Origin of the sequence: Sphingobacterium sp. UBA2480 (assembly GCF_002341965.1) — a bacterium.
Lineage (GTDB): Bacteria > Bacteroidota > Bacteroidia > Sphingobacteriales > Sphingobacteriaceae > Sphingobacterium > Sphingobacterium multivorum.
In genome coordinates, this window is the sequence record NZ_DDPA01000002.1 from 329,501 (window position 1) to 343,327 (window position 13,827).

Sequence of the window (13,827 nt, forward strand, 5' to 3'; positions counted from 1 at the left end):
TTTTGTTTTGTTTTTGAATGTTCGATTTCGAACAGTTTACGTCCAGAATCGAACATTCATTCCCCTAAGCTATTGGTTCAATGACCACCACGCAACAGGCAGGCAATTACCAAGGCAACAAACACCAATTTTTAAGATCTTCTGACTTTATTCATCCCTTAAACTATCGACCGGATTGGCACGGACGACTTTCCAAGTTTGATAACTAATCGTCCCAAAAGCAACTAAGATTGCACTTATTCCTGCCAGAACAAAGTAGAACCAATTGATTTCTATGCGATAATTGAAATCCGCCAGCCATTGATTCATTGCCCACCATGCAACAGGTGTAGCAATGACTAAGGCTACAAAGACCAATTTTATGAAATCTCCGGAGAGTAATTTGAGTAATCGGATGGAACTGGCACCGAGAACCTTACGGACACCAATTTCTTTTGTACGTTGCTGGGTCACATATGTTGCTAGTCCAAAAAGTCCCAGGGCGGCAACAAAAATGGCTACAAAGGCAAAGCAGCTGAAGATATTTTTAGTCCGTTGGACATCCTGATAGAGGTCAGCGAAGCCGGCATCAAGGAAATTATAGTCGATTTTTTGATTCGGCGAAAACTTATTCCAAACGGTATTAATGTCGGCTAATGTTTTGGACATGTCCGTCGATTTGGTCTTGATAGAAAGCATGGAAGGACTATTGGCAAGGGTCATGCAAACGGGGTAGTAGCCCTCATCTTTCATTGATTCAAAGATAAAATTATCGACGACACCGATAATGGTCCATGTCCTGCCGTTAGTAATTTGTGTACCAATGGGATTTCCTTTGATGCCTAAATCAGCAAGCATTCTTTTGTTAACAATAGCACCTGTACTATCCGATGCGATATGTGGATCGAAGTTTCGGCCGGCTATTAGCTTCAGACCAAAAGTGGAAAGGTAGCTTTCGTCGATATTCCAGAATTGCCCACCTTCACCTAATTCAAGATCTTCCTTGCCTTTGGCCCAAAAAAGATTTCCATTTCTTTTTGCACCATCCAATTGAACCGGTAAATAGTCGCCAATAGAGACATCACGAACTGTTGGAATGGCTTTTAATTCATTTTTTAATTCTTTCGCCTGGGAGGCAATTCCCGTTACGCCACGAAGTACAATGACCTGATCCTTATCAAAGCCAATGTCTTTATTAAGCATAAAACTGATTTGCTGATTTGCAATGAGTGCGCTGATGATCAATATAATAGATGTTGCAAACTGGAAAATAACCAGTCCATTGCGCAATAATGAAGATTTAGGATTCGTAACCGATTTGCTTTTTAATGCGTTGATCGGCTGAAATCCTGATAAATAGAACGCTGGGTATAAGCCAGCGAGGATACCGATGAACAACATGCTCAAAATCAGCGAAGGCACAAAGTACCACACTGTCCACGGTATAAACAGCGCTTTGTTGGCTAGATTGTTAAATAGTGGTAATAACAGGAAGGCTAATAATAACCCTATAATAAGTGAAATAAGACTGTAACATATCGCTTCGGTCATAAATTGGATAATCAGTGTCTTTCGATTGGATCCAATGGTTTTGCGAATTCCGATTTCTTTTGCCCGCGTTGCTGCATTCGCTGTGGATAGGTTGATGAAGTTAATACAAGCGATCAATAAAATAAAAAATGCGATGCCAGCAAATATCCAGACCATCTTAATATCACCTTGATATTGCGTAGCCATGCCATATTCCGACACATTCTTAGAACGCAGGTGCATATCGAGGGCGTTTTGAAGTAAGACGGTTGACTGCATCATTTCGGGCGATATTTTCATTCCATTTTTTTTATTAATCAGAATATAATGGTCCTGAATATAGTTTTTTGAAATGCTACCCTGTGCGTTGGCAATATCTGCATTCTCCCTCAGTTTTACGTAGGTAATGTAATTTGTCGCGCCCCAATTGTTTTGTTCACCCGGATAAAATGGTTCACCTGCCAGGGATATAAAATATTCGTAACCATAGAGACTGGAATTGTTCGGAACATCATCGATGACAGCCGTTATGTTATATAAAATACTTTTATTATTGTTGAGATAGATCGTCTGCCCTACAGCATTTCCTTTGAAATATTTCTCAGCCCTACTTTTGGTAATGACTATCGCATTGGGTTTGTCCAGCGCATGTGATAGCTGTCCTTGTACGACCGGAAGTGGAAATATTTCCAAAATGGACTGATCGACATAAACAAATCCTTTATCAAGGTAATTCCCTGCGCGGCCATTTACCGTAAATAGATTGCTTCCGGCACCAAATAAGGTATTGGGTAAAATGCGGCCGGCTAATTCTACACTTGGGATTTCCTCTTGCAAGGTTTTAGCTGCTGGGGCAGGAAAGGCAAAGGTTTGCCTCACTTTATCACCATCGGGTGCCGAAACGATAAGACGGAAAACACGGTCCATGTCGGGATACATTTTGTCATAACTGGTTTCATGGCGAATGTACAGTACAATAAGAATGCAAATGGCAATACTAAAAGCGAACCCGCCGATCTTGATGATCGAGTAAAGTTTGTTGTTGGCCATATTTCGCCAAGCGATCTTTAAATTATTTCCTATCATAATAAAGTTCTTTTACGGTTTTTGTATTTATTCATCACGCAGGCTATCCACCGGATTGGCGCGAATGGCTTTCCAAGTCTGATAGCTGATTGTGCCTAAAGCAATTAAAATGGCACTCATACCTGCAAGAATGAAGTATAGCCAATTTATTTCGATTCGATAGTTAAAATCAGTAAGCCATTGGTTCATTGCCCACCACGCAACAGGTGTGGCAATGACCAAGGCTACAAACACCAATTTTATAAAATCTCCAGACAATAATCGGAGTAATCTGATCGCACTGGCTCCAAGTACCTTACGTACGCCAATTTCTTTGGTTCGTTGTTGTGTCACATAAGTTGCAAGGCCGAAAAGCCCGAGTGCAGCGACAAAAATGGCAACAAGAGCGAAACAAGTAAATATATTCTTGGTCCGTTCCACATCTTGATAAAGGGCCTCGAAACCTTCGTCCAAAAAGCTGTAGTTAATTTGTTGATTTGGTGCAAATTTGTCCCATACTGCTGTGATATCAGCGATTGTCTCTTTGAGATGTTGCGATTTTACCTTAATAGAGAGTAGGGAAGGATTGCCTTGTAATGTCATACAAAGTCCTGCATACCCCTTCTCCTTCAACGACTCAAAAATAAAATCATCTACTACGCCAATGATCGTCCAGGTATTGCCATTGGTGATTTTTGCACCAATGGGATTCTTTAATTGAAGTTCGTCGGCCAACTTTTGATTGATAATAGCCGAACTGCTATCGGTGGCTCTCGTGGGATCAAAATTTCGTCCTTTATTTAAATGAAGACCGAATGTGCTCAGATAATCCTGATCGATTTCCCAAAATTGGCCCTGTGTAGCCATATCGAGATCTCTTCTACCATCAATCCAGAACGGATTGCCATTTCGTTTGGCACCATCGATGGGTACAGGGAGAAAATCACTCAGGGAAACTGAAGCAACATCTGGGAGGCTTTTTAGCTCATTTTTTAAACTTGGAAGCTGTTTCGATAATGTTCCAATTCCGCGAAGCACAACAACTTGGTCCTTGTCAAATCCCAGATCTTTGTCTAATATGTAGTTTATCTGTTTATTGGTCACCAATGCGCCAACGATAAGGATTATTGAGGTTGCGAATTGAAAGACAACCAAACTATTCCTAAAAAGCGAAGATTTGGCACCAATGACGTTGTTTTTCAGTGCAGTGATTGGTTTAAATTTGGATAGGTACAATGCTGGGTAGATTCCGGCAAGGACGCCGATCACCAATATAGCCGCCAAAAGAGAAGGAAAGAAGTATGCCGCTATCCAGGGAATGGTCAAGGATTTGTTGGCTAGTTGGTTGAATACGGGTAGTAGTAGCCAGCTTAGAAAGAGCCCGATAATCAGTGACAGTACACTATAACAGATTGCTTCAACAAGAAATTGTCCAATAAGCAGCTTCCTGGAGGAGCCAATAGTCTTACGGATACCAATTTCTTTTGCTCTTGTTGCTGCATTTGCTGTCGATAAGTTGATGAAGTTAATACAGGCAATGAACAAAATAAATAAGGCTATAGTTGCGAAGGTCCAAACCATGCGAATATCCCCCCTGTTCAATGTACTCACTTTATCGTCGCTTACATCCGCAGATTTTAGATGCATATCGAGGGCATTCTGTAGGGTTATTTTTGCCTGCTTGAAAAGCGGATTAAGTTTACGTCCAGATTTTAGATATTCAGGGAGATAATGTATTTCTAAGTAATTCTTTGAAATTTCTTTTTCTGCCAGTGCAACATTTACGTTGGGTTTTAATTTGACATAGACGGTATAATTGTTATTGAGCCAAGCAGTCTGTTCACCTTGATAAAAAGGCTCTCCAGCGAGCGACATAAAAAAACTATAACCGGCAAGGGTCGAATTGTTGGGCATATCTTCAATTACCCCAGTGATGGTATAGGCTTTCGACTTATTGTTGTTGAGATAGATCGTTTGTCCAATTGGATTATTTTTAAAATATTTTTCGGCTTTGCTTCTGGTGATTACCAATGTGTTGGGCTTGTCAAGTGCGTGGGACAGCTGGCCCGAAACCATGGGCATAGGAAACATGTCGAGAATGGACTGATCGACATAGACAAATCCATCATCATAATGGCTATCAGGGCTGTTATTTAATGACAATTGGTTACTGCCCGCACCGAATAAAGGGTTTGGTAGAATGCGTCCCGTTTGCTCAACGGACGGGATTTCTGCTTTCAGGGTCGGCGCCACAGGGGCAGAAAGTGAAACCCAGCGCTCGATTTTATGCTCAATAGGTAACTGAACGACCAAACGGTAAACTCTATCCATCGCCGGATAAAACTTATTATAGCTCGTCTCATGTTTTATATATAAAACAATAAGAATACAGATGGCAATACTAAAGGCAAAGCCGCCAATCTTGATGAATGAATATAGCTTGTTTTTTGCCATATTCCGCCAAGCTATTTTGAGATTATTTCCTATCATAGCAGAATTTTTTAACGCCTGAATGATTGGTATTTATAATCAAAACAGGCGTTTAAGCTGAAATCAATTGCGTTGCCATTTTGCTAATGTGTTGATAATTAGTTTCTTGTTTTAAAATTGAAAAGTTCGTCTGTACGATATCGAACAGTTTGGCGTTCAGTATCGCACAGACGAGCTAAGCACTGGCGAAAAATGGAGAATTGCTTACTCTTCAATCTCTTTCAACTGGAGATGATCACATAATTCGAACATCATTTTAGCTGGATCTGTATCAATAGCCAATGCAATCAGGTACATTTCATCCAAACGTAATTTGGCCGTTTCGGTCATCGTTAACTCATTGATTCTTGCCTTACTTAAACCCGTTTTTCGCGCAATTCGCGATTTATTAACGGATTTCTTCTCTAAAAATTCACCTAGTTTTGTCATAGTTATGATTTAGTATGCTCTTTTTTTTGTATAGATAAATATACAAAATGTTATTTTTATTTATACAAATGTTTTAAATTTTTAAATTATTTCTATTTCTTTGTATGGAATAACTATATGAGCTATAATGAGAAATAATTTTAAAGTGTTCAAACGGATGTATAAGCATCGTTGTCAACCGTTGGAAATGCAGTTCTTTTATCGGATGATATTACAGCGTATTTCAAATGGTCTCTCACCCGAAGAAGTATCTTTTTTAATGGGAAAAGCACTGGATTTTATAAGCAAAGTTGAGTCTTTCAAAATTAAAACGATTCTTGCTATTGATTACTATATTTTTTGTCGTGTGTTAGAAGTGGGGAGTATACATGCCATGTTGCCTTTAGGGATGAATTTATCCAAGCAAAAGTATGCTTATGAGTTGCACGTTAATACATTGGCTGAGGAGGTTATTTACCATTTATATAGATTATCCATTGAAGAAGGGGTACAGGAGATCGAATTTAAGATAATGGACATCCGCCATAATTTTGATCCAAATGAACCTTCTACGTTGAATGAGCTTCGGAAGGTCAAGAGAATCATCGAAGCGCAGGTTGGCACGGGATATTTTAATAAAAATAGGAGTCCTTATGAGATACATAAATTGGTTTGTATGATACTCGATACATATGTAAAACCTAAAAACTTGATGAAGATACTTGAAGATTTGCTCAATCGGTCTGATGAGCTTAAACTTATTCGGAAAGAATCAAAATATGGATTTGTTTATCTATCGAAAAGCTATGAAGGTTAAAGGAATAAGGAGTTACCCATCCAGTAGCTGTTCGCAACGAACACCAACTGGATGGGTACAACGCTCATTTTTCTTATTCATCTCTTAATTTTTCAACGGGATTAAACCGAGTTGATCGAAATACAATAATGCCAACCAATAAACTCAGCAATCCAATCAATGTACCCAATGGTAACAAGTAAGTAAATGCATTGATTTCTACGCGGATGATGTAATTTTGTAGCCAGTATTGCATCAATAGATAACTCAGTGGAACTGTCGTAAACGCAGCAAATAGGAAGATTCCGTAGTACTCTTTTGAAAAGAGCAACATCAAATGTGCTAGTGAAGCCCCTAGTACTTTACGAATGCCGACTTCTTTATTGCGCAGATGGATGGAAAGCGATATTAATCCGGTAAGTCCCAATACAACAATCAGCAGCGAAACAAACGTAGCAATCTGGGAAGCGCGATGCAGCTGCAGCTCATTTTCATATAGATTTTTGATGCGTTCATCCATAAATTTATATTCGAATGGTGCATCAGGTAGCAACGTTTTCCATTTTTTTTCGAGCTGTTGTACTGCATTGGAAAGAGGTCCCTGCTTCAATCGAATGCTAAGGTATCGATATTGAAGACTCTCATGTACATCCATCCAGATAATAGGCGGAGATGCCTGATGCAGTGAGTTGGCTACAAAATCTTCAGCAACGCCCACAATAGTGATTTTGTAATTAGGATCATTTATTGCTATTTGCTGACCAATTGCTTGCTCGGCATTTTTAAAGCCAAAATCATCCATAGCCTTCTTGTTGATGACAACTGGTCTATTATCCGCATTCGTTGCATAATGTTTAGGAAGAAAAGTTCCTGCAATTAGCGGTATCTCGTAGGTTTCCAAAAAGTGACTATCACTTGTAATCCGTTGTACCTGGATTTCTCTGTCGTCTGTCGTCCCGAATGCAGGCTGCATATTGGACCCCAGCAATCCAGGAGTTTCATAAGATAAGCTTACTGATTTTACTTCTGGTTGTTGGCTGAGTTCCTGTTGTAAAGTCTCCATTTTGCGAACACCATTTTCGGACCAATCCCTAGGTACCTGAACGGTTAATAAGTAATCTTTGTTGTACCCTAGATTGCTATGGAGAAATAGATCCACCTGTTTGGAAATAATCAATGTGCAGACAAGCAGGAGCAAGGCTACTCCAAATTGAAAAAACAAAAGAATTTTTCGCACCAGTTGTTTGCCCCCCAGCGTCGAAAACTGGCTTTTGACTGCCGGAAGTATCGCGACATTGGAAAGTTTAATGGCTGGATAGAGCCCCGCTAGTAGACCAATGAACAACGTCATTATAATCAGTAAACCAAAAAAGTAAATAGGCAATTCCACCAACGAGGGTAGCTTACGCATCAAGACATGTTCGAAGATTGGACTCGTGATGATGTAAATTGGAAGACTGATCAATGCTGCTATGGCCACAATCAGGATATATTCGGTCATCAGTTGTCTAATAAGTTGCATGCGAGATGATCCCATCATCTTGCGAACACCGATTTCCTTTAATCGCGTAATGTGCTGAGCGATACTAAAATTGATGAAATTGATGATGGCCATGATCAAGATGAAAATGGCAGTCCAAACCAACGTCTGTATCATTTTGCGGACGGCCCCTTGGTTGTCATCCAAATAATAGGTTTTCAATGGTTTTAAATTAGGGCTGTATTGATTGGAAAACTCTTTATCGGTATTCTTTCTTACCAGCGTTTCGATGGCGGCATCTACGCGCTCCACACTTACACCTGGTTTCAATTCGATATAACCGGCAATATAAGGGTTATCCCAATTGTCTATCGATCGGCCAAAGAATTGCTCGTTGATGATCGGTAAAAATATGTCTGCATGCATATTCTTTGTGAGATCCATAATGGCGTTTTGGACATCAGATTTAATGATTGCTGTAATTTCAAAATCATGTTTTTCACCCTTGAAATTTTTTATTTGTAGCGATTTGCCAAGTACATCCTCATTTCCGAAATATTTTATGGCTGCTTTGTCACTGATGACTACTGAAAAGGGATTATTCAAAGCGGTATTGGCATTGCCTGCTAAAATCTGGAATCCGAACATCGTCAATAGACTGGGATCTCCAAGAGACATGCCTTCTTCATGGATTGTTGCTCCGTTCGCTACGATACCGGTCAACCCATCAATCCGATAATAATTGGAGACCAGGTTGGGATACTCCTCATGTAAAGCTTTGGGGAGTGCCCCTAATGTAGTTAAGTCAATACCAAATCCTTCTTTCTTATACTTGCTTTGCAACAAAAATTGCCGATCAATATTTTTGATATTGCTATTCACTTGATGTACATCCCATACATAAGCACCTACAAGTAATAGAAAAGTAATACCGCAGGTCAATCCAATTAGATTGATCAGATTTTGTACTTTTTTCTTTCCGATATTTCGCCAAGCAATCTTGAAGTTTGTAAAGTTCATTGTCTTAAAATATGAATTTATTTTGGTCGTGGAGCTGCTGATAGCTTGTGCTCTACTTAAAAAATTAAGAATACAAATGTTTGGCCAAGTAATTATCCTGTTGATCATTAACGGATTGCATTCCTGATTCTTTTACTCGCTGTTCGATATCGGACAGTGCTTTGTCCATAGCTGAACAGACGAGTCTATTTTATTCATCACGTAGACTGTCGACAGGTTTTGTTAGGGCTGCGCGTATCGCTTGTGAACTTACTGTAATTAAAGCAATAAAAACGGCTAGCGCGCCTGCTAGTACAAACATCCACCATTGCATCTCAATACGGTATGCAAAATTTTCTAACCATTTGTGCATCATCCACCAAGCTAGGGGAGAAGAAATGACAATGGCAATGAGAACGAGTTTGACGAATTCAGTGGAAAGCATGCGTGTGATGTCGGGAACTGTAGCTCCAACAACTTTCCGGATCCCTATTTCCTTTTTGCGTTGATTGGCGGTAAAAATAGCCAAGCCAAATAAACCGAGGCAAGCCAAAAAAATAGTCAGCCCCGCAAAGATACTCAGTAACTTACCCGTTTTCACTTCTGCTTGATAGGTTTGTGCGTATCGCTCATCCAGAAAGGAATAGCTGAATGGAATGTCTGTCGGAAAGGAACGATAGAGAGACGCTAATTTTTGAATGAGCTTCTCCATATCGGTTGTTTGTGTTTTAAGAATCAAACTCCCGGCTTGATCGCTAAGAACCATCACAAGCGGAGAGATCTGCTCATGCAAAGAACGAAAGTGGAAATCCTTAACGACACCAATAACACGATAGCTTTTGTTGTCTTTATTGGTTAATATTTTACCAAGGCTATGATTGTTCCAACCCAGATCTTTTGCTGCGGTTTCATTGATGATAACAGAAAGGCTATCATTACCAAATGTTTTTGCGAAATTCCGTCCTTCTTTAAGTTGCATACCCATAACAGGAATATATTCTTCATCAACATCGTAACGAATTGTTTTGACCCATTGATCAGTATTGCCATCTGGATAAATGAAAAAATTGTTGTTGTTGCTTTCTCCAGCAGGAAGATAGGACGAATGAGAGACATGCTTGATCCTGCTGTCTTGCATCAATAAATTATAATATGTCTTTTCGTTTTTTCCCAAAGGCCAGCTCGGTATAATAAGGACATTATCCTTGTTATATCCAAGTTTAATATGACGCATATAATCCAGCTGCTGAACAACAACCACGGTTCCAAAGATAAGCCCGACAGAAATGATGAATTGAAATACAACAAGTCCGCTACGTAAATTAAAGCCTTTAGTCGAGCGGCTTATTTTCCCTTTTAATACCCGTAGCGGATTAAATGAGGATAGATATAACGCGGGATAGCTACTGGAAAATAGATCGACAATTAGACCAAAACCTAGTAAGATGGGGATGATTTTAGATATTTCAAGTTTTTGAATATCAATCTCTTTTCCGGAAATCTGATTAAATAGGGGGAGGGCAAGTAAAACAATTCCCAGAGCTATTCCTAAGGAAATATAAGTCAGGAGGACACCCTCTAGCATAAATTGTCGCATCAGGTTTTGCTTGTCAGCACCCAGTACTTTTCGTACGCCAACTTCCTTACATCGCTTAAAACCACTGGCTGTAGATAAATTCATAAAATTAATGGTGGCTATCAATAGCATAAAAAGTGCAATAGCGCTGAAGATGTAAACGTACCGTATATCCCCAGGGACACTGAGGTCATAGTTGAAATTCGAATGTAGATGGATATCTGTGAGCGGTTGTAGGTAAAGACCGATCTTATTTCCCGTTTTTTTGAATTCTTGGTAACTCATGCCAAAACCGGCCATAAATTGTGTGGCAACATGTTTGTCGAATAGGGTGGCTAAGTTTTTTTCGAGCTTTTCACGTGATGCATTTTTTGAAAGAAGCGCATACGTATAGTATTCGGAGGTCATCCATGAATCTGAACGTGAATCTTCCAGTGCATCCAAAGAGGTAAATACATCAAAATGAAAATGGGAGTTTTGAGGAACATCTTTAATTACGCCAGTGATTTTGAGAATATTTGTATTGTCTTTGATGATGAGGTCTCGACCGACAACATCGTTTGTGCCGAAGTATTTTAAGGCAGTGGATTCGGATATCACTGCAGAATTAGGGGAAGAAATAGCTGTAGACAAATTCCCTTTAATAAAAGGGAGTGTGAAAATTTTGAAGAAAGAAGCATCCACGAAAGCCATTTTTTCTTCGTGGAAAACTTTATTATTGACGACAAATAGAGGCGATCCACCTATTCTTAGTCGTGCAGTTTCTTCAACTTCGGGCAGCTCTGACTTCATCGTCGAAGCTACAGGTGGCATTACATGTGCCTCATTGATCGTTCCGCCCTTAACCGTTCCTCTGAAAACAACACGTACAATACGGTCTGCATGCTCGTTGTAACGATCAAAACTAAATTCATCGGTCACATATAAGCTGATCAGAAGGCAGGTTGCAATGCCCATGGCCAACCCAACGATGTTGATAAACGAGGTAGAGAAATTGCGGGTTAAATTTCTCCATGCTATTTTTAAATTATTCTTGATCATATTGAGGCCCCCTCTATTACTATAAATGAATATTTACTCGTTTCGTAAGCTATCTACTGGATTGTTTAGTGCGGCACGTATTGTTTGGAAATTGACAGTAATGATGCTGATCAAAAAGATGGCAAGCGCGGCAAGGATAAAGAACCACCATTGCACGCCCACATTGTACGCATAATCTTCAAGCCATTTTTTTGAAAAATACCCCGCTATTGGACTGGCAATAAAAATAGCCAAGGTGGATAAGATGAGATAATCTTTTGAAAAGAGACGTGATATGTCAAGCACTGTAGCGCCTAGTACTTTGCGTATGCCAATTTCTTTAGTACGCTGTTCGAGATTTTGCATAATCAATCCTGTAATTCCTAAGGCGGAGATCAACAATGTCAATGCACTGAATAGGATAAATAATTGCACTTGCTTGTTCTCTTTTTCATATTGTTTTGCAATCAACTCATCTATCCAATGGAAGGAAACGTGTTTATCAGGATAGGTATTTTGTATAATTTGAGATACCGATCGAAAGATTTGTTGTTCTTGTCCTTTCCCTACTTTTATCAGAATATTGCCGCTTCTGTTAAAATCTTTTGCCAAAATTACTGTTGGTACTATTTTGCTACGAAAAGACTCACTATGGAAATCTTTAATGATTCCGACGGGGATAATTTGAAGGTCTTTATACAGGATACCGAGTTTGTTTATCCCAAGCTTTTTTGCCGTACTTTCGGTCACAAGGGCATTATTGATACCTTCATCTTCTCCCAGATCCATTTCAACATGCGTATAATCTTCAGGAGTCAATAATCGACCTTTAACCAGCTGGATTCCCAAAGTCTTGGGCAAATCGACATCGCCACCGATGAAACTGACTTGGATATTTTTCCCTGGATCGTCCTTGTCAACGATTGTCTTGGCAAGGTAGCCTGACCCGATTGTCGGCGTCCATGCAGCGACGCTGACCGATTCAACCCCAGTAAGTTGATCAATTCGATCTTTTATATTTGTATTTTGTGTACCCTTATTGAAATAGTCGATGTTTAGCACATTTTTGACTTCCATTCCCAAGGGAGCTGCTTGCATATAACTGAGTTGGGACTTGATTGTTATAAGGCCAATGATGACGATAATGGCAATGCTAAACTGTGTAGTGATAAGCATTTTTTTGATAAAGACTTCCGCATGGGGAATTTTTGATAGCTTATTTTTTAAGGCATCTGAACTCTTAATACCAGAGATCAGCCATGCAGGATAAAAACCAATTAGCAGGCCGAGGGCGATTGCTGTCGTCATAAAGGCCAATAGCAACGGGAGCTGTATGGATTTAATATAAGCGAGATCATAGCCTATAAAGTGTTCCAGTTGGGACAATCCAAGTCTAAAAAGTACCAAACTACATAATGCAGAAATAAAAAACAGTAGGATTGTTTCTAATAGCATTCGTCTGATCATCTGGGCTCGGCTGGCCCCCAATACTTTATGTATATGAAGTGCTCTTAATTTTTTAACTGTTCTTACAGCGTAAATATTAATAAAATTGATACAGGAAATAATAAAGACCAAAACGGCAACACCCACAAATATGTTTGTTGTTTTTTGGTTGCCGCTGATATCTGCACTGCCTAATGGCTCCATATATATATCCTGAATAGGCTGCAGACGAAAGGAAGTCACATGTTTTGTGTTAGGACTGAGGTATCCTTTATACCAATGATTTAGTTTCTGCTCGAGATCTATTCTTGGTGTCCCGGGTTTTAGTTGTACAAATTGTTCGGTGTAGTAGCCTGAGCCATCTTTGCTTAATTCCATCGATATTTTGGGGACTAAAGCAATGGCGGAAGCTCTGAGCGTTGAATTATAAGGAAGATTATCCATAACTCCCGTGATGATATAATCGGATGGCTTATCGGTATAGGGGTCGGCACTTTGGATGACTTTGCCGATGACATTTTCGTTCTTAAAGTACTTTTCTTTGAATTCTTTGCCGATGAGCAAGTTTGTTTTTCCTTGGACCAGCTGTTTGGGATTGCCTTCGAGAACCTTGATGGTCAACATATCCAAGATATTTATTTCCGACTCCAAAACCTGTATGCCTATGGGCTGTGCTGAGCTTGCATGCGGTTTTAAATAATATTTTCTGGATTCTATCCGAGCCTCATTTTGAATCTCCGGAAATACTTGTTTGAGTTCCGTACTTAAATTAACGAATGTCCTGGACATTTGGCGTTCAAGGCCAGCCGTTGAATCTATAGTGACAATCCGAAAGAGATGATCCGCATTTTTCCAGCTTTTGTCGTACGAATTTTCCTCAATGACAAGAGCGAATACAAGAAGACACAAGGAGAACCCAATACTTAGACCCAAGATATTGATCCAGGTATATTGTCGGTTGACAATGATGCTGCGAAGAGCAAGTTTGAATGAATTCATAGTCTTCTATCTGGTTTTAAGCTATCGAAAAAAATGTTG

At 39.6% G+C, this 13,827-nt stretch carries 7 protein-coding genes; 1 reads left to right on the forward strand and 6 read right to left on the reverse strand.

Annotation, left to right across the window (positions count from 1 at the left end):
• Positions 1-147: 147 nt before the first annotated feature.
• The 3 genes from B3600_RS05740 to B3600_RS05750 form a co-directional block, all read right to left on the reverse strand.
• Positions 148-2,595, reverse strand: coding sequence for an ABC transporter permease (locus tag B3600_RS05740; RefSeq protein ID WP_286752357.1), 2,448 nt, complete (start codon positions 2,593-2,595; stop codon positions 148-150).
• Between the two features lie 27 nt (positions 2,596-2,622).
• Positions 2,623-5,064, reverse strand: a complete 2,442-nt coding sequence (locus tag B3600_RS05745; protein WP_286752358.1) for an ABC transporter permease — start codon at positions 5,062-5,064, stop codon at positions 2,623-2,625.
• 204 nt (positions 5,065-5,268) lie between these two features.
• Complete coding sequence (locus B3600_RS05750; RefSeq protein ID WP_070566237.1) at positions 5,269-5,493, reverse strand: helix-turn-helix domain-containing protein; 225 nt, start codon at positions 5,491-5,493, stop codon at positions 5,269-5,271.
• A 127-nt stretch (positions 5,494-5,620) separates the two neighbouring features.
• Here B3600_RS05750 and B3600_RS05755 point away from each other — a divergent pair, with 127 nt between their 5' ends.
• Positions 5,621-6,289 carry a hypothetical protein gene (locus tag B3600_RS05755; protein WP_286752359.1) on the forward strand — a complete coding sequence of 223 codons (669 nt, stop codon included), beginning with the start codon at positions 5,621-5,623 and terminating at the stop codon, positions 6,287-6,289.
• A gap of 73 nt (positions 6,290-6,362) precedes the next feature.
• Here the strand turns inward: B3600_RS05755 and B3600_RS05760 are convergent, their stop codons facing one another.
• From B3600_RS05760 to B3600_RS05770, 3 genes are all read right to left on the reverse strand, one after another.
• Positions 6,363-8,768 (reverse strand): ABC transporter permease, encoded by a 2,406-nt coding sequence (locus B3600_RS05760; RefSeq protein ID WP_286752360.1) that lies wholly within the window; start codon positions 8,766-8,768, stop codon positions 6,363-6,365.
• Between the two features lie 190 nt (positions 8,769-8,958).
• The gene (locus B3600_RS05765; protein WP_286752361.1) at positions 8,959-11,364 is read right to left on the reverse strand and encodes an ABC transporter permease; all 2,406 of its coding nucleotides are present in this window, start codon (positions 11,362-11,364) and stop codon (positions 8,959-8,961) included.
• Between the two features lie 33 nt (positions 11,365-11,397).
• The gene (locus B3600_RS05770) at positions 11,398-13,788 is read right to left on the reverse strand and encodes an ABC transporter permease (RefSeq protein WP_286752362.1); all 2,391 of its coding nucleotides are present in this window, start codon (positions 13,786-13,788) and stop codon (positions 11,398-11,400) included.
• Between the last annotated feature and the right edge of the window lie 39 nt (positions 13,789-13,827).